This window comes from Streptomyces sp. Tu 2975, assembly GCF_009832925.1.
GTDB lineage: Bacteria > Actinomycetota > Actinomycetes > Streptomycetales > Streptomycetaceae > Streptomyces.
Genome location: NZ_CP047140.1, coordinates 3044240 through 3061534 on the forward strand (window position 1 = coordinate 3044240; position 17295 = coordinate 3061534).

The following is a 17295-nucleotide window of genomic DNA, read 5'->3' on the forward strand; positions in this document are numbered from 1 at the left end:
CGGCGGCCGGCGCGAATCCCACGCCGGCCCCCCGCGCACGCCTGCCCCACCGGCAGCGGGTCGCGTCGCCGTCGCGCCTTTCGCTGTCAGCACCACCCTTCGCGGTAGGCCTTCCAGTCGCCCTCCTCGGCCGCGAAGTCCACGTACAACGCGACACCGAAGCGCTTCCTGTCGCGGTCCGTGCGCCCGAGGCCCAGCCTGGCGCCGCGGACGGCGGCCGCGACCGTCTCGGCGTTCTCGTGGTGGCCGAGATCGTCCTCGTGGAAGAACGGCAGCCCCATCAGCAGGTCGGTGTCCGGGGGCGTCACCTCGAGGGCGAGGGCCGTCTGCTGCGCCACGTAGCCGCCGTACATGCCCTCCAGCGGCATCCAGGTGTCGTACGACATGACGGCTATCTGGTCGACCCGCCGCGCGACCTCGCCGAAGAACGTCTGCGACCACCACTTCTCCCGGCCGGTGACCGCCGCGTTCACACGGTGCGCGGCGGGCAGGGGGTCGATCTGGTGGGCCGCGACCGACAGCTGCGCCTTGCGGTCGCGCGTCAGCTCGCGCAGTGCGTCGAGCAGGGACAGATAGTCGCGGTCCCCGGAAAGCAGCGGCTCCAGATCGAAGTGGACCCCCTCGAACCCGGCGTCGAGGACCTGCCGGGCGGAGCCCACCACCGCGTCACGGGACCGTTCGTCCAGGCGCAGTCCGTCCGGTCCGTCGTTGGCGAGCACGTCGCCCAGCCATGCCTGGACGCGGATGCCCGGCATCTCCCGGTGCACGGCGTCGATGAGCCGGCGGGCACGGGGGTAGCGGTCGGCGGGCAGGGTGCCGTCGTGCTCGAGGGGTCCGGCGTGCACGTACAGGTCCTTGATGCCGGTGCCGCGGATCCGCTCGGCGAAGGCCCGGACGTCGGCGTCCTGCTTACGGCCGTCCACCCATGCGTGGCCCAGCCAGATCGCGTCCTTGCCACGGGTGCGGGTGCCGTCCTGAAGGTCGCCCGCGTAGTTGATGCGCAGAGCCACCGCAGCGGCGAGCGGCGGGACGAGCAGGACGAGCGCCAGAGCCGGCGCGATCCTCCTCGGCCACTTCAGCCGCGGGCCCCGCCACGCCCGTATGAACGCCCGCGCCCTGCCCTTCGGCCGTGCGGCCGTTCCCGTTGCCTCGTTGATCCCCATGAGGTGCAGGACCGGTGATCGGGTACCCGCGGTTCCTGACGGTGTCCGGTCGCGGCGGAACAGAGCCGGACTTAGCCTCCGAAATGTGATGCGAACAGCCGCCCGGATCCTCGTCGCCGTGCTCGCGGCGGCATGGTGGCTGGTCGCGCCCGCCGCCGGAGGAGCCACGGCCGACGAACCCGTCGATCTCTCCCGGCAGGGCCAGATCACCGACCGCGCAGACGCCCTGGGCGACCGCGCGGGGCAGGTGTCCCGGGCGCTGGACCGCCTGTACGACGAACAGCGGCTCCAGCTGTTCGTCGTCTACGTCACCGACTTCTCGGGCCGCTCCGCGCAGGACTGGACGGCGCAGACCGCCGCGAGGAACGGGCTGGGCGCGAGCGACGTCCTGCTGGCCGTCGCCACCCGCGACCGGCAGTACGCGTACTGGGTCGACGCCGCCTCCCGCCTCACCGACGCTCAGCTCGCCGAGGTCGCCCGGACGGCGGTGGAGCCCGCGCTGCGGGAGAACGACTGGGCGGGTGCCGCGATCGGCGCCGCCGACGGCTACGACGCGGTGCTGTCCGGCGAACCGGTCCCCACGGTGGACATCACGCCCGGTGAGGCCGAGCCCGGCGGCGGCGCGGGTACCGGCGCGGGCGATCTCGTGCTGCCGGTCGCGGTCGTCGGCGCCGCCGCCGCCCTCGCCGCGTACACGTACACCAAACGCAGGCGGCGCACGGCGACCCGCACCACTCCCCAGGGCGGCCAGGCGGGCTGGGGCACACCGGAGCAGCCACCGCTCCCGGAGCTCGACGCCAGGGCGAAGGCGGCACTGGTGGAGACCGACGACGCGGTGCGCACCAGCCAGGAGGAACTCGGCTTCGCCACGGCCCAGTTCGGTGAGGAGGCGGCGCAGCCGTTCCACGCGGCCGTTGCGCACGCGCAACAGGAGCTGACCGCCGCGTTCCGGCTTCGTCAGCAGCTGGACGACGCCTACCCGGAGGACGACGCGACCCGCCGCAGGATGCTCGACGAGATCCTCGCCCGCTGTTCGGAGGCCGATCGCCGGCTCGACGCCGAGGCCGAGGACTTCGACCGGCTGCGGGCCCTGGAACGCAACGCGCCGCAGGCGCTGGACAGGGCGGTAGCCGCCTTCCGGGACGTGAACGGCCGGGTCGTCAGCGCGGAGGCCACGCTGGGCGTGATGCGCGAGCGGTACGCGCCGTCAGCGGCGGCCCCCGTCGCGAACGACGTGGAACAGGCGAAGGACCGGCTCGAGTTCGCGACGGCCGCCCTCGAGCGCGCCCGGCAGGCCGTCGAGGCCGACGACAACGGATCCGCCGCGGTCCAGGTGCGGGCCGCGGAAGGGGCCGTCGCCCAGGCCACCCGGCTGATCGAGGCCGTCGACCGCCGGGCGCAGGAACTGGCGGAAGCGGCCGGAAAGCTGCCGAGTGCGCTGACCGAGACGGAAACGGATCTGGCGGAGGCGCGCGGCCTGCTCAAGGGGACGGAGGAAGGCACATCGACCGCCGGGCTCCAGGGGCGGATCGCCCGCGCGGAGACGGTCGCCGCGGAGGTGCGCACGGCGACGGAGTCCGGGCGGTACGACCCCATCGACGCACTGCGCCGGGTCGAGGAGGCCGACGCCGCCCTGGACGAGGCGCTGGCCCGGATCCGGGAAGAGGAACAAGGGACGCGGCGCGCCCTGGCCCTGCTGGACAGGGCCCTGCTCGGCGCGCGCTCCGGCATCGGCGCCGCCGCCGACTACATCACCACACACCGTGGTGCCGTCGGCAGCGAGGCCAGGACCCGGCTGGCGGAGGCCCAGCGCCGGTTGGAGCGGGCGGAGACGCTGGCCGGCGCGGACGGCACCGGAGGAAACGGCACCGGCGGTGATCCGCAGGCGGCGCTGGCCGAGGCACAGCGGGCGGACTGGCTGGCGCAACAGGCGCAGAGCCTCGCCGAGAACGATGTGCGCGACTTCCGGAACCCGTTCGGGCCGGGCGGTACGCCAGGGGCCCGGGGCCCCGGAGGGGGGCTCGGGGGCGCGGTGCTCGGCGGGATCCTCCTCGGCGGGATGCTCGGCGGCGGAGGCAGGGGCGGCGGCCTGGGCGGAGGGTTCGGCGGGGGCCCGGCAGCTTCGGCGGTGGTGGCACGCGGGGCCGGATGGGCGGGGGCCGTTTCTGAAGGTACGCCGGCCGGAAGCGCGTTCGCCGGCCCGCATTCCGTTTGCCGTTCAAGGAGCCGTTCAAGGAGCAGTGGCATGACCAAGCAGACCGTTCTCGGGCGGGTCACCCAGCTGGCCAGGGCGAACATCAACGCGCTGCTGGACCAGGCGGAGGACCCGCAGAAGATGCTCGACCAGCTGATCCGCGACTACACGAACAACATCGTGGAGGCGGAGCAGGCGGTGGCGAGCACCATCGGCAACCTGCGCCTCATGGAACAGGACCACCAGGAGGACGTGGAGGCCGCCCAGGAATGGGGCGCCAAGGCGCTGGCGGCCAGCAGGAAGGCGGACGAGCTCCGCGGGGCGGGACGGACGGCGGACGCGGACACGTTCGACAACCTGGCGAAGGTCGCCCTCGGCAGACAGCTGCAGTCCGAGCGGGAGGCGCAGACCGCGGAGCCGACGATCGCCTCCCAGACGGCGGTCGTCGACAAGCTCAAGTCCGGCCTGGAACAGATGAAGGCGAAGCTGGGGCAGCTCCGGTCGAAGCGGGACGAGCTGGTCGCCAGGGCGAAGTCCGCCGAGGCGCAGAACCGGATGATGGACGCCGTGAAGAGCATCGACGTGCTCGACCCGACGAGCGAGCTCCACCGCTTCGAGGACAAGGTCCGGCGGGAGGAGGCGAGGGCGCTCGGGAAGCAGGAACTGGCGGCGTCGTCGCTGGACGCGCAGTTCGAGCAGCTGGAGAGCATGGGGGAGGAAGCGGAGATCGAGGCTCGGTTGGCGGCGCTCAAGTCTGCATAGGGGTGGGCGGGGAGCCTCTGCGCGGGCCTGCTCCCCACCCGCCACGCCCCCTCAGAACATGCTCAGCAGCTGCTCCACCGTCGGCTCCGCCGACCCCTCTCCGTCCGGCAGCGCCAGTTCGAACCACACCGTCTTGCCGCGCGGCGTCCGCCGGGAGCCCCACGCCGCGCTGAGGAGGCCGACCAGCTGGAGGCCGCGTCCGCCCTCGTCGGTGTCGCGGGCACGGCGGCGGCGGGGCTGGACGAGGCCGGCGTCCCACACCTCGCAGACCAGGGTCCGGTCCCTGAGCAGCCGCAGCCGGATCTCGCCCTCGCCGTAGCGCAGGGCATTGGTGACCAGTTCGCTGACGAGGAGTTCGACCGTGTCGACGAGGGCCTCGAGGTCCCAGGCGGTCAGCTGGGCGCGGGCCAGTTCGCGGGCGCGGCCCACGGAGCGGGGTTCGCGTGGCAGACGCCAGTCGCCCACGGCTTCGGTCGGCAGGCCCTGTATACGGGCCATCAGCAGCGCGATGTCGTCCTCGCCGTGCCGGGTGTCGAGGGCGCCGAGCACGTGGTCGCAGACGTCCTCGAGGGGGCGTACGGGATCGGCGAGGGCGGCGCGGAAGGCACGCAGGCCCTCTTCGAGCGGGTGGTCGCGGGACTCGACCAGACCGTCGGTGTAGAGGGCGAGGAGGGATCCCTCGGGTACTTCGACCTCCACCTCCTCGAAGGGTTCGCCGCCCACGCCGAGCGGCATGCCCGGCGGCACGTCGAGCAGCAGGGCCTCTTCCCCCGGTTCGACGAGAACGGGCGGCAGATGGCCCGCGTTGGCGAAGGTGCAGCGTCGGGTGACCGGGTCGTACACGGCGTAGACGCAGGTCGCGAGGTACACCTCGGAGAGGTCCGCGTCGCGGGACGTGTGGGCGACGCGGGAGGGGACCTGGGCGCCGCCCGAGGTGCGGCCGCCCTTGGCGGGGCTGCCGAGCCCGCGGGCGATCTCGTCGAGCGCGGAGAGCACTTCAGCTGGTTCCAGGTCGAGCAGGGCCAGGGTCCTTACGGCGGTGCGCAGTTCGCCCATGGCGACGGCGGCCCGCAGTCCGCGGCCCATCACGTCCCCGACCACCAGGGCGGTGCGGTGGCCGGGAAGTTCTATGACGTCGAACCAGTCGCCGCCGACCTCTGTTGCGGTGGTGCCGGGCAGATAGCGGCAGGCGATGTCGAGACCGGCGGCCTCCGGGTCGCCGGGGGGCAGCAGACTCCGCTGGAGGATGAGGGCGCGTTCGTGCTCCCGGCGGTACAGGCGGGCGTTGTCGATGCAGACGGCGGCGCGGGCCGCGAGTTCGACCGCGAGGGCCCGGTCCCGCTCCCCGAAGGGCTCGCTGCCCTTGGTGCGGGAGAACTGCACCAGTCCGACGACGGTGTCGTGCGCCACCATCGGTACGGCCAGCGTCGACTGGACGAGGCTGCCGTCCTCGCCGGGGATCGACCGGACGGCGGCCGTGCGCAGCGCGCCGGCGCAGGGCGAGTTGAACGGGTAGCGGTGGACCTCGCCGACCGCCGTGGGGGCGCTTCCTTCGGGCGCGCAGCCCGGGGTGGTCATCAGCGGCGCGTCGGAGACGGCGCTGGCGAAGGCGACCCTGCGCAGTTCGGCACTGCCTCCGCCGAAGCCCTCGGAGCGGGCCGAGCCCCACTGGCCGGGCGGGGCCTCGTCGCCGGTGAGCAGTCCTTGGTAGAGGTCGACGGAGGCGAGGTCGCAGAAGCCGGGAACGGCGACGTCGAGGAGTTCGCGGGCGGTGGTCTCCAGGTCGAGGGAGTTGCCGATCCGGGCGCTCGCCTCGTTGAGGAGGGCGAGGTTCCGGCGGGCGTTCGCGGCTTCGCGGGCTGCGATGTGACGGCGTGTGACGTCCGTGCCGACTCCGGCGACCCCGACGGGCCGGCCCGATCCGCCGTGCACCCGGTAGAGGTTGATCGACCAGTGCCTGCGGTCGGTACTGCCGGGTGCCGTGCCGACGATCTGGAGGTCGGTGACGGGATCGCCGGTCTCCAGGACCCTGCGCAGGGAGGCGTTCATCCGCTCCGCCTCGGGGCGGGAGAGGTAGTCGTGGACGGTGCGGCCGCGGTGGTCCTCGGCGGCGCCGCCGAAGACGGTGGCGAAACGCTGGTTGGCGCGCTGCACGGTGAGGTCGGTACCGAAGAGCAGGAACCCGAAAGGAGATTGGCCGAAAATGGCCTGCGATGCGGCGAGATCCGTCTCTATCCGGCGCAGCGCGCGGACGTCGAGGACGATGCACAACGCGCCCTGTTCGCCCTGGGCCGTCTCACTGGGCATCACATAGATCTCGGCGAGACCGTGCGCCCGACTGCCGCCCGGCATCCGGAAGGGGACGAGTCCGGTCCACTCCTTGCCGTCGAGGATCTCGGCCAGTCTGCGGCGCCCTCGGGGCCGGAGCTCCGCGGGCATGAAGACCTCGACCGGGTCCTTGCCCCTGGCCTCGTCGGCAGTGATGCCGAACAGCTCCACGGCCCGACCGCTCCACTGCTCGACCAGACCGTCGTGGCCGATCGAGAAGGAGGCCACCTTGATGTAGTCATAGATCGAGCCAGGCGGACTGCTCTGCCATACGACATCGCTCGCCGTCTCAGGTATTTCGCTCACGCGACCGTCCCCTCCAGCTCACCGCACCGGACCGGCCATGACCGCAGTATTCAGCACTACGGCTCCCACCGACACGGCGTTCACGATCACAGAGCGGTCTCGTTCGTTTTGAGCCGACTCCGGCGTGATCGTCGTCCCTGAGGACTTCTAACCAGCGAGAGCCAGCTCGAACCACACGGTCTTGCCCGTCCTGCCCCGGCGCGTGCCCCAGCGACGGGCGGAACAAGCCACCAGTTGCAGCCCTCGTCCGCTCTCGTCCTCGGTGCGCGCCGGCCTTGTCACGGGCGGATCCGGAAGGGGATCGGAGACCTCCACCAGCAGGACCGGGGCCGCGCCGGAGGGGTCACGGCGGCTCAGCCGAAGGTTGATCGGGCCAGGGGTGTAGCGCTGGGAATTGGTCACCAGCTCACTGACCAGGAGCACCGTCAGATCACCGACGGCGGCGTCGATTCCCCACAGGCGGAGGGTGTCGCGGACCGCGTGCCGGGCCGCGCGGACCACGTTCGGTTCGGCCGGAAAAGTCCACTCGGCGCATTCGCCTCGGGTGCCGATCACGCCGATCACTTCCCCGGATCACCAGCGGAAACACGTCCTGTTTCAGGGGGTTAATCAGCACATACCCTATTTGTCACCTTCATTACCGCCCACGGACCGCAATGGCCGCACCTGTTGTCCGGCACGGTGGTGGCCTCAGCGGTGCGCACCCTCCCCCGTCCCCTCGGCCCGCTCGCGCCGGTGGCGCGCGCAGGCGGCGACCGCGGGTACGTCCTGGTCGAGCCAGTCGACGGCGTCGAGCTCGTGGGGCGCGAGCCAGCGCAGGGCGTCGTGGTCCTGAAGCGGCACGGGCCGGCCGGACAGCAGCCGGACCGTCCACACCTGGAGCACGTAGCCCGCCCGCAGCGGCCACTCGCCGGGGACCCGGTCCACCGGCTCCGTCTCGATGCCCAGCTCCTCGCGAAGTTCTCGCACGAGCGCCTGCTCGGGGCTCTCCCCCGGCTCCAGCTTGCCGCCGGGCAGCTCCCAGCGGCCGGCCAGTTCGGCGGGCGCGCTGCGTCGCGCGGCGAGGAGTCGCCCCTCGTCGTACACGGCTCCGGCCACCACCACCACGCGATCGGTCATGCGGCGGAGCGTACTGGGCCCGAGCGACGGGGCGCGCGCTCCGGCGGCGCCGTCAGCGGGCCGTCCGGCCGACCCGCTCGACCCAGTAGAGGCGCTGGTGGCCGCGGCCGTCGAGCGCGTCCGCGATCTTCTGCGCCTCTGCCTCTGTCGCGTACCGGCCGACGCGATAGCAGTTGCCGTTGCCGTCCTGCCGTATGACGAGCCAGGGCAGAACAGCGCCGCTGTCGGTCATCGCGCCCCTCCCTCGGTCGGCCCGTCTGTCCGTAACGATCGCCAGGAAACAGCAGTACGCATATGCCCAAGCGTACGCCTGACGTTCACTGAGCGGATACGGGTTTTCACAAAGAGACAGGAAGAGGGGCGCATCCGACCGGATACGCCCCTTGGTCCCGCAGCGGTGTCCCGTGCGGCGCCCGCCCGGGCGCCGCAGAAGGGTCACCTCACGGGCAGGTGGTACGCGATGCGGTAGCGGTCCGCGGGCACGACGACGTCGGCTGTCTCCACCGCACGGCCCGAGGCGTAATACGTACGCTCGACGACCATCACCACATGGCCGGGCACGCCGCCGAGGGTCAGCAGCTCCTCCGCGAGGCCGGGCCGGGCGCCGACCTCTTCCACCACGTTGTCCACCACGATGTCGATGGCGGCCATCCGCTCGACGACTCCGCAGCCGCCGAGCGGGCCCTCCTCGGGCAGCATGACCGGCGTGCGGCCGGTGACTTCGAGCGGCTCCCAGGAGGTGGAGAGCATCATCGCCTCGCCCGCGTCCCGGAAGACGTAGCGCGTGCGCATCACACGGGCGCCGAGCTCGATGCCCAGCCGCGCGGCCACCTCCGGGGTCGCCGCCTCCTGCTCGCTGCTGGACTCCCACGTCCCCCGGGCGCCCTCCTCCGCCTGCTCCTGACGGAACGGGCTGGCGCCCGACGGCGGCCGGAAGCCGGACCGGGCGACCCGGCGCGGCACGGGGCGCTCCCGCACATACGTCCCCGAGCCCGAGCGGCCCTCCACGAGGCCTTCCGCCATCAGGACCTTGCGCGCCTCGAGGGCGACCGTGTCCGAGACGCCGTACTCCTCACGGATGCGGGCCTGCGAGGGGAGGCGGGTGTGCGGCGGCAGCGAGCCGTTCACGATCTTCTCGCGGAGATCGCTCGCAACGCGCAGATAGGCGGGCTGCTCACCGAATGTCACTGGCCACTCCCCAACAGGTTGACAGACTGCAACAGCGTCGCAACCGTCGGTTGTTGACCGCAAGCGTGGGCCAACGTTTCACCCGAAGTGATGATTTGCCGCTGAGCAGAGGTTTACCGCGGGTACGGGCCATCCGTACGCGGTACCCCTTGACCGCAATGGTCCATACCAATACGTTCCTGCGCACAGACACCGTTCTCGGAACCCCGTTTCCGGCACGCGCACAGGAATGAGCCCGATGCGTCGAAGAACCTTTGTCCGGACGGCCGTTGCCGTCTGCTCGCTCTCGCTCGTCGCCACCCTCGCACCCTCCGCCGTCGCCACCTCGGCCCAGGAGGCGGACCGGGGCAGGGGCCACGGCCACCACAAACAGTCGTACAAACGTGTCGGCTACTTCACCCAATGGGGCATCTACGGCCGGGACTTCCAGGTCAAGGACATGGACACCAGCGGCCAGGCCGCCAGACTCACCCACATCAACTACGCCTTCGGCAACGTGAACGCCGACGGCAGATGCTTCACCGGGAACGTCCCCGGAGAGGCCGACGCCTGGGCGGACTACGTCAGGCCGCTGGAGGCGCAGGACTCGGTCGACGGCGTCGCGGACACCGCGGAGCAGCCGCTCGCCGGCAACTTCAACCAGCTGCGCGAGCTCAAGGCCGAGCACCCCGGCCTCAAAGTCATGATCTCGCTGGGCGGCTGGAGCTGGTCCACCCACTTCTCCGACGCTGCCCGGACGCCCGAGTCGCGCAAGGCGCTCGTCTCGTCCTGCATCGACCTCTACATCAAGGGCAATCTGCCGGCCGACGGGGCGCGCGGTGGCGAGGGCGCGGCGGCCGGCCTGTTCGACGGCATCGACATCGACTGGGAATGGCCGGGCTCCGAGGGCGACGCCGACACCGTGTACCGGCCGGAGGACAAGCAGAACTTCACGGCGCTGGTGCACGAGTTCCGCACCCAGCTGGACGCGTACGCCAGGTCACAGCACCAGGCGAGGGGCGGCAAGCGCAAGCACTACGAGCTGTCCGCCTTCGTGCCGACCGCGCCGGCAAAGATCGACGCCGGTTTCGAGGTACGCAAGATCATGCGGGACTTCGACTTCGTCAACCTCCAGGGCTACGACTTCCACGTCTCCGGCGAGAAGACCACCGCCCAGCAGTCGGCGCTGTACGCCCGCGGGGACTTCAGCGTCGACCAGACCGTCCGCGACTGGCTGCGGCGCGGTGCTCCGGCACGCAAGCTGGTGGTCGGCATGCCCTTCTACGGGCAGGGGTGGACCGGAGTGACCGGCGGGGGCGACGGCATGGGCCGGCCGGCGGCGGCACCCGCCCCGGCGACCTGGGCGGCCGGCTACGAGGACTACAAGGCTCTCAAGCAGCTCGCGGACTCCGGTGCCTACAAGGTCCATCGCGACCGGCGCAACGGGCACGCGTGGCTCTTCGACGGCACGACCCTGTGGACGTACGACGATCCCGCGGTCCTGCGCGCCAAGACCTCCTACATCCGCGACCGTGGTCTCGGCGGCGCGATGTTCTGGTCGCTCGACGGGGACACCGCCGACGGCGAGCTGACAGCCGCGGTCGACGGCGGGCTGAGCCGCCGCTGAGCCGGCGCGGCCCCGTGCGGATCCACGTCCGTACGGGGCCGTGCCCCGGCCAGGGACGGGCGCCGCGGGTGCCGGACAGGCACGCGTTCACGCACCGGTCGCCTACTCCTCCGGCGGCGGGGTGGTGCTCAGGCCCAGGGCGGCCCGGGCGGCGATCCGCGCCTCGGTGGTCAGCGCCTCCTCCGCGGCGGTCACATGCGTCCAGAAGGCGTCCTCGTCCGCCACCTCGGCGGCGACGGCCCATTCCTTGCCGGACGCCTCGAACTGCTCGGCCCTCGCCGCCAGTGAGGGGGACGCGGCCTCGGGCCAGGAGCCGTCGCGCAGGGCCACCGCCCGCTCGGCCAGGACGGCGGACATCTTCCGCGCCCAGCTCCGGTACGGCGACGGGTCGTAGGCGAAGTCCGCGTCCGGCTCCTCGTAGGCCGCGTTCTCCACGGCGTACTCGGCGTTGATGTAGGAGAGCTGGGAGGGGTCGTGACTGTCGGGGCCCACCCGGAGCGATCGTGTGAGCCCGTCGCCGGTGAGGGTGCAGGTGACCTCGCGGTCGCCGAGTGCCCAGCTCTCCTCGGTCGGGACGAAGTAGTAGGTCTCCACGTCGTCCGGGAACGCCCAGGAGTCCCGGACGTAGGCGTCGTTGAGTTCGAAGCAGCGATTCTCCGTGAACGCCTCCCCCGCCGGACTGCCGGGCGCCGGGTCGGACTTCTCGAGCCGGTGGATCCCGGTCACCTCGGCGTCGTGCCGCCGGTCGCAGGGGACGATGTCGACGTTCACGACCTCCCGCTCCAGGTCGCCTCCCGGCACGTTGAAACAGTCGCCCTTGCGCAGGTCCTGGGTGCTCTTCGAGCGTGAGGCGCTCTCGACGCCGTCACGGAACCCGTTCCAGGCGTCACCCGCCGCGCCCGTCACCACCATGAGCAGGACGAGCAGCGTGCTGATGGCCGACAGGACGATGCCGGCGATCGCCATCCCCTTGCCCCGGCCGCCCTTGCGGCTGATCTGCCCGAGGGCGACGGTGCCGAGGACCAGTCCGAGCGGCGGCAGACAGCAGACGATGCCGACGACCAGCGAGGTGATGGCGAGGCCGTTCACCGGCTCGGGCCGCGGGGGCGGCGGACAGGGCAACGGCTGCTGGTACGCCGGGAGTTGCGGGTCGGGCCGCCCGCCCTGTGCGGATGGGTCCACGGTGCGGGTGCTCCTCGTCGTCCGGTGCTCGCGCACACCGATGTGAACAGGCGCGCGAATGATACGACGCGGCACGGACAGCGCCGCGGGGCGGCCGTGACACGGCGGAAGGGCACGGCGAAGGGACACGGCGAGCGGGTACGCGGCAGGGCACGGCGAAGGGACACGGCGAGCGGGTACGCGGCAGGGCACGGCGAAGGGACACGGCGAGCGGGTACGCGGCAGGGCACGGCGAAGGGGCGGCCGCTCACGCGACCACCCCTCACCTGCTCGGCCTGTCATCGGCTCATGACCTCACGGCGCATGGGCTGTGCGGGCCCACTCACTCAGAACTGAAGCGCCCAGGAGTCGATCTTCCCGGTGTCGTACGACGCGTTGTCGCCGACCCGCAGCTTCCAGGTGCCGTTGGCCGCTTCCGACGACGCGTTCACCGTGTAGGTGGTGATCACGTTGTCGAGGCTGCCGCCGGACCCGTACGCCTTGAGGTTGTACACGGAACCATCGGGAGCGACGAGGTCGATCCGCAGGTCACCGATGTAGGTGTGCTTGATGTCGACCGGCACGCGAAGGCTGATCGGCGCGTTGCCGGCGACGCCGCTGACGGTGATCGGCGACTCGACGGTGGAGCGGTCGCTGATCGCGTAGTCCGTGAGGTTCTCGAACCGGTCGCCGGTGGGCGGCTCGGTGGTGCCGCCGTCGCCGACGTTGAGGAGACGGTTGGGCGAACCGGTGCCCGGGCCGGTCACGACGCCGCTGGTGGCGGCGGTCGTCAGGGCGGTGGACACCTGCGCCGGGGTCGCGGTCTTGTTCTGCGCCAGGTACAGCGCTGCCGCGCCGGCGACGTGCGGGGTCGCCATCGAGGTGCCGGAGATGGTGTTCGTCGCCGTGTCACCGGTGTTCCACGCCGACTTGATCGACGAGCCGGGGGCGAAGATGTCCAGCACGCTGCCGTAGTTGGAGAAGCTGGAGCGGGCGTCGGAGCTGGTGGTGGAGCCGACGGTGATGGCCTCCGCGACGCGCGCGGGCGAGTAGTTGGAGGCGTTGGAACCGTCGTTGCCCGCCGCCACCGCGTAGGTGACGCCGGAGGCGATGGAGTTGCGCACGGCGGTGTCCAGGGCCGTGTCGATGCCGCCGCCGAGGCTCATGTTGGCGACAGCCGGCTTGACGGCGTTCCGCGTCACCCAGTCGATGCCGGCGACGACCTGCGCGGTGGTGCCGGAGCCGGCGTTGTTGAGCACGCGGACGCCGACGATCTTGGCCTTCTTGGCCACACCGTAGGAGGATCCCGCGACGGTACCGGCGACGTGGGTGCCGTGGCCGTTGCCGTCCTGCGCCGTGTTGTCGTTGTCGATGGCGTCGTAGCCGTTGAAGGCACGGCCACCGAAGTCGCTGTGGGTGATGCGCACACCGGTGTCGATGATGTACGCGGTGACCCCCTCACCGGCGGTGTCGGGGTAGGTGTAACTCTGGTTCAGCGGCAGCGCCTTCTGGTCGATCCGGTCGAGGCCCCACGAAGGCGGGCTCGGCTGGGTACCAGAGATCTTGAAAACGCGGTTCTGCACGACGGACTCGACGGCCGGGTCCGCGGCGAACTTCTTCGCCTGCGCCTCGGACACCTTGACGGCGTAGCCGTTCAGTGCGGCGTTGTACGTCTTCTCGATCTTCGCGCCGTACTTCGCCGCGAGGCGCTTGCCCGCCCTCGAACCGGCGTCGCCCGCGGACTCCTCGAGGGTGACGATGTAGCTGCCCTCGATGGCGCCCGGCGCGCCCGCGTTCTCGATGACGCCCGTGGGCGCCGGCAGGGCGGCGGAGGCCGGAAGGGCGGAGACCGTGCCGAGTGCGAGCGCGGCGACGGATATGGCGCTGGCCGCGGCAAGTCTTCGCCGCGAGTCACGCATCACAGACATGTGAGGGGTCCTCCTCATTGGTGGTGCGTTGCTGTGGGGGATTGCGACAGGAGCATGCCAATGACGTGGCCCCAAATCCGCGTCATGTGCGTACGCCTACCGAGCGAAAGATTGACCGATCCATAGGAATCCCACAAGAGGCCCGACCGCCAGGTAACAAGCGCGCCACACAACTGACATGCTGACGAACCATGACGACGTACCGCTGTCCCGACTGCGGAATCAGTTCGCCGGTCGATTCTGCCACCTGGTGCTGCCCGGACTGCCGCGGGCCCTGGGACCTGGACTTCCGTGCCTCGCCGGTCCCCCTCGCCGAACTGCCGGGCCGGGTGAATTCACTGTGGCGTTACGCGGAGGCGCTGCCGCTGACCGCTCCCCTCACGTCCCTCGGGGAGGGCCGCACCCCGCTCGTCCCGCTCACAGGGACCGTCTCCGTGAAGCTCGACTTCCTCACGCCGACACTGTCCTTCAAGGACCGTGGCGCGGTGATGCTGGCCGAGCTCGCCCGGCGCCTGCCCGGAGAGCCGCGCCGCGTGATCGCCGACAGCAGCGGCAACGCGGGGACGGCCGTCGCCGCGTACTGCGCGCGGGCGGGACTCGACTGCACGATCCTCGTCCCCGAGGCCACCTCCGCCAAGAAGGTCGAGCAGATCCGGGCACACGGGGCACGGCTGGAACTCGTCCCCGGCGACCGGGAGGCCACGGCCGAGGCGGCCCGCGCCGCGGCCGCCGGCGAAGGGGTCTTCTACGCGAGCCACGTGTACAACCCCTACTTCCTGCACGGCACCAAGACGTACGTGTACGAGCTGTGGGAGGACCTCGGCGGCCGGCTGCCGGAGGCGATCGTCGTCCCCGTCGGCAACGGCACGCTGCTGCTGGGCGCGGCCCAGGCACTGACCGAGCTCCACTCGCACGGGCTGATCGAATCCCGCCCGGCGCTGATCGCCGTTCAGGCGGAGGCCGTCTCGCCGCTGGCCGCGGCGTTCCACGCGGGCGCCGACGACCTGCTGGAGCGCTCCCCCGCCCGCCCGACGCTCGCCGAGGGCATCGCCATCCCGAACCCGCCGCGGGCACGGCAGATCCTGCGAGCGGTACGGGAGTGGGGCGGAACGTTCTTGACCGTCACGGAGGACGAGATCCGGCAGGCCCAGCGCGACCTCGCGGGGCGGGGCCTGTTCGTCGAGTCGACGGGTGTGGCCTGCTGGGCGGCGGCCGGCGGCTGGACCGACCGCACGGCGGTCGTACCGCTGTGCGGAGCGGGGCTCAAGACGGGGACGGCCCCGGCCTGACGCGTCCCCCGCGGAATCCGGCCCGCTCCGGTGACGGGACCCCGCCCGTACGGCCCGGCCGGCGGAGCCCCGTGTTCCCGGAGCGCCCGGCGGGCGGGCCCCGTTCTCCTGGAGCGCCCGGCCGGACCGTTGCGGCGCTACGATCGGCCGGTCGGCAAGGGGGCGGGTATGCGGAACGTGTCACGGCGGGCCGTACTGGTCCTGGCGGCCGGGGCGGTCGCGTCCGCCTGCTCCGGAACGGAACCGCAGGACGGTGTGGACGAGGGACCGGTCCGCACGGAGACGGAGCCGCTGGAGAAGGCGTTCGCGCTCCTCGGGCCGTTGAGTGACGCGCACTGGCTCGGCTACGACCGGGTGAAGAACAACGACGGCAGGTCGGTGCCCGGCCCGTCCGACATCCGGGTCGTCGGCTTCGCCCGGCTCGCGGACGGCAAGGCGGCCGGGCTGACCTCGGTCGCGCAGCGCGCGTTCGGGCCGGAGCCGCTCGGTGAACTGCCCGAGCAGCTGGCCGGGTTCGCGCCCGGGGACGCGCGGTGGCAGCACAGCAAGGCCTTCGACGACGAGATCACCGGCGGCGCGTACCCCGGCCGGTTCCTGCTGTCGCCGGCCACGGGAACCGTCTGCTTCGACGCGCTCAACGCGACGTAGCGGCCGCTGCCCCGGTCCCCGGGATCCGTCAGACCTCCGGCCGCTGCTGCGCCGGCGCTCCTGCTGCGGCCGTGTCCTGGGGCACCGGCTCACTCGCCGGCCCGCCCGCGAGGCGCCGCTGTTCGTCCTCCACGATCCGGCGTGCCAGCGAGCCGACCGAGATGTCGACCGCGTCCGGCGTGGCCTCCGCGACGTCGCTGCGGCGGGCGTAGGCGTCGAACAGGCGGGACTTGCTCTCCAGGATGTCCAGCATCCGCTGGTCGACGCTGTCCGTGGCGAGCAGCCGGTGGACCTGCACGGCACGGACCTGGCCCATCCGGTGGGCACGGGCGACCGCCTGATACTCCATCGTCGGTTTGACCTGCGGTTCGCAGATGATGACGACCGATGCGGCCTGGAGGTTGAGCCCCACACCACCGGCCTCGATCTGCGCGAGCAGCACCGCGTGGCCGGGCGCCGCCGTGAACTCGTCCACGAGCTGCTGCCGGCGGGCGGCGGGCACGCTCCCCGAGACGGGGCCGAACACGCTGGCTGCGCCTGGGCCGCGTCCAACTTCATCCCCGGCAAGGCGTTCGGCAAGGTCTTCGAGGGAATCCGCGCCCTGGACGCCGCCATGAAGACCGGCGTCGGCGTCCGTGACGCGTTCAAGGCGCTCAAGGCCCTCGACCTGGACCCCGCGACCCTCGCCGTGCTCGAACGCTCGGTGAACGTCTACGAGGACGCGTTCACGGCCTGCACGCGCAACAGCTTCCCCGCCGCGACACCCGTACTGATGGCGGACGGTTCACACCGGCCAATCAGCCAGGTGGGCGTGGGTGACCTCGTCCAGGCCACGGACCCGGCGTCCGGCAAGCTGCGGGCCCGGCAGGTCACCGACACCTTCCAGCACGACACCCAGCGGCTGGTCGACCTCACCATCGCCGGCGGCGGCACGCTGACCAGCACCGCGGGTCACAAGTTCTACGTCGTCGGCCGTGGCTGGACGCTCGTCTCCGACCTGCGCGTCGGTGACCGTCTGCGCACCCCGGACGGCTCCGTCCGCGCGCTGACGGCCCTCCGTGACCGCTCGGGCCTGGCTCCGCGCACGGTCTACGACCTCACCGTCGACGACCTGCACACCTTCTTCGTGCGCACGAAGGGTGAGCGGCCGGACGGCGTGCTCGTCCACAACTGCCTGAACCTCACGCTGCACGAGGGAGACCGGGGTGCCCACACGATCAGGGATCATGTGGACCCCAGCCCGCAGCAAGCCGTTGACAAGGCCATCGATGACATGCGACGGATCCCCGGCCACCCGGGAGTAACGAGCGTCTGGAAGGACCTCGCAACGGCCCAGGCCTCTGTGGACGCGGCCTTCGCGAAGTGGTACGCGACTCACAGGAAGGAGCTGGAGACGTGGATGAAGAACACTCCCAAGGACTCGGAGAGTGCGGCGCACCTCAAGTCGTTCAAGGTCCAGCTGGACACCCCGGGCTCACTGGGAACCATCTACCCTCACACTGGCGTTGCGGATGCTCGCCAAGCCGGAAACTGGGTCTCCATCACCCTGAAAAGGTCCCGGCACAAGCCCGGGTACATGGTCTACACGTCGCACCCGGAATGA

13 protein-coding genes and 2 pseudogenes are annotated in these 17295 nt (G+C 71.6%); 6 read left to right on the top strand and 9 right to left on the bottom strand.

The genetic code is table 11. The features are described from left to right. Nucleotides 1–86 precede the first annotated feature (86 nt). Nucleotides 87–1172 carry a hypothetical protein gene (locus GLX30_RS13175; RefSeq protein ID WP_159695010.1) on the bottom strand — a complete coding sequence of 362 codons (1086 nt, stop codon included), beginning with the start codon at nt 1170–1172 and terminating at the stop codon, nt 87–89. A 79-nt stretch (nt 1173–1251) separates the two neighbouring features. On the opposite strand from GLX30_RS13175, the pseudogene GLX30_RS13180 reads away from it, so the two are divergent. Together GLX30_RS13180 and GLX30_RS35200 are read left to right on the top strand one after the other, a co-directional pair. Then, nucleotides 1252–3332 (top strand): annotated as a pseudogene (locus tag GLX30_RS13180) (TPM domain-containing protein). A gap of 76 nt (nt 3333–3408) precedes the next feature. Next, the gene (locus GLX30_RS35200) at nt 3409–4119 is read left to right on the top strand and encodes a PspA/IM30 family protein (RefSeq protein ID WP_244258131.1); all 711 of its coding nucleotides are present in this window, start codon (nt 3409–3411) and stop codon (nt 4117–4119) included. Between the two features lie 51 nt (nt 4120–4170). On the opposite strand, the gene GLX30_RS13185 is transcribed toward GLX30_RS35200, so the two are convergent. From GLX30_RS13185 to GLX30_RS13205, 5 genes are all read right to left on the bottom strand, one after another. After that, entirely contained in the window at nt 4171–6753 is a 2583-nt protein-coding gene (locus tag GLX30_RS13185) for a SpoIIE family protein phosphatase (RefSeq protein WP_159687754.1), read from the bottom strand. A 147-nt stretch (nt 6754–6900) separates the two neighbouring features. Then, nucleotides 6901–7317 carry an ATP-binding protein gene (locus GLX30_RS13190; protein ID WP_159687756.1) on the bottom strand — a complete coding sequence of 139 codons (417 nt, stop codon included), beginning with the start codon at nt 7315–7317 and terminating at the stop codon, nt 6901–6903. A gap of 126 nt (nt 7318–7443) precedes the next feature. Further along, nucleotides 7444–7872: a (deoxy)nucleoside triphosphate pyrophosphohydrolase gene (locus GLX30_RS13195; protein ID WP_159687759.1), complete on the bottom strand. Its 429-nt coding sequence runs from the start codon at nt 7870–7872 to the stop codon at nt 7444–7446. 52 nt (nt 7873–7924) lie between these two features. Continuing rightward, complete coding sequence (locus GLX30_RS13200) at nt 7925–8104, bottom strand: hypothetical protein (RefSeq protein ID WP_005312482.1); 180 nt, start codon at nt 8102–8104, stop codon at nt 7925–7927. A gap of 203 nt (nt 8105–8307) precedes the next feature. Next, the gene (locus tag GLX30_RS13205; protein WP_159687762.1) at nt 8308–9060 is read right to left on the bottom strand and encodes a GntR family transcriptional regulator; all 753 of its coding nucleotides are present in this window, start codon (nt 9058–9060) and stop codon (nt 8308–8310) included. A 238-nt stretch (nt 9061–9298) separates the two neighbouring features. Between GLX30_RS13205 and GLX30_RS13210 the strand changes: the two genes are divergently transcribed. Beyond that, nucleotides 9299–10666, top strand: a complete 1368-nt coding sequence (locus tag GLX30_RS13210) for a glycoside hydrolase family 18 protein (protein WP_159687766.1) — start codon at nt 9299–9301, stop codon at nt 10664–10666. Between the two features lie 102 nt (nt 10667–10768). On the opposite strand, the gene GLX30_RS13215 is transcribed toward GLX30_RS13210, so the two are convergent. Then, entirely contained in the window at nt 10769–11848 is a 1080-nt protein-coding gene (locus tag GLX30_RS13215) for a DUF4190 domain-containing protein (protein ID WP_159687769.1), read from the bottom strand. 326 nt (nt 11849–12174) lie between these two features. After that, entirely contained in the window at nt 12175–13755 is a 1581-nt protein-coding gene (locus tag GLX30_RS13220; RefSeq protein WP_159687772.1) for a S8 family peptidase, read from the bottom strand. 191 nt (nt 13756–13946) lie between these two features. Here GLX30_RS13220 and GLX30_RS13225 point away from each other — a divergent pair, with 191 nt between their 5' ends. Beyond that, the gene (locus GLX30_RS13225; protein ID WP_159687774.1) at nt 13947–15044 is read left to right on the top strand and encodes a threonine synthase; all 1098 of its coding nucleotides are present in this window, start codon (nt 13947–13949) and stop codon (nt 15042–15044) included. Between the two features lie 168 nt (nt 15045–15212). Further along, a complete protein-coding gene (locus GLX30_RS13230; protein ID WP_159687777.1) occupies nt 15213–15692 on the top strand; it encodes a hypothetical protein in 480 nt (159 codons plus the stop codon). A 28-nt stretch (nt 15693–15720) separates the two neighbouring features. Here GLX30_RS13230 and GLX30_RS13235 read toward each other — a convergent pair. Continuing rightward, nucleotides 15721–16218: pseudogene (locus tag GLX30_RS13235) on the bottom strand (C-terminal helicase domain-containing protein); the annotation flags it as partial. 246 nt (nt 16219–16464) lie between these two features. Here GLX30_RS13235 and GLX30_RS13240 point away from each other — a divergent pair. Next, the gene (locus GLX30_RS13240) at nt 16465–17295 is read left to right on the top strand and encodes a polymorphic toxin-type HINT domain-containing protein (protein ID WP_244258445.1); all 831 of its coding nucleotides are present in this window, start codon (nt 16465–16467) and stop codon (nt 17293–17295) included.

Excerpts from the sequence above, each read along its gene's own strand:
- GLX30_RS13200 (WP_005312482.1), bottom strand. The coding sequence starts at position 8,104 with ATGACCGACAGCGGCGCTGTTCTGCCCTGGCTCGTCATACGGCAGGAC.
- GLX30_RS13230 (WP_159687777.1), top strand. The coding sequence starts at position 15,213 with ATGCGGAACGTGTCACGGCGGGCCGTACTGGTCCTGGCGGCCGGGGCG.
- GLX30_RS13240 (WP_244258445.1), top strand. The coding sequence starts at position 16,465 with ATGGCGGACGGTTCACACCGGCCAATCAGCCAGGTGGGCGTGGGTGAC.
- GLX30_RS35200 (WP_244258131.1), top strand. The coding sequence starts at position 3,409 with ATGACCAAGCAGACCGTTCTCGGGCGGGTCACCCAGCTGGCCAGGGCG.
- GLX30_RS13225 (WP_159687774.1), top strand. The coding sequence starts at position 13,947 with ATGACGACGTACCGCTGTCCCGACTGCGGAATCAGTTCGCCGGTCGAT.
- GLX30_RS13210 (WP_159687766.1), top strand. The coding sequence starts at position 9,299 with ATGCGTCGAAGAACCTTTGTCCGGACGGCCGTTGCCGTCTGCTCGCTC.
- GLX30_RS13195 (WP_159687759.1), bottom strand. The coding sequence starts at position 7,872 with ATGACCGATCGCGTGGTGGTGGTGGCCGGAGCCGTGTACGACGAGGGG.
- GLX30_RS13220 (WP_159687772.1), bottom strand. The coding sequence starts at position 13,755 with ATGTCTGTGATGCGTGACTCGCGGCGAAGACTTGCCGCGGCCAGCGCC.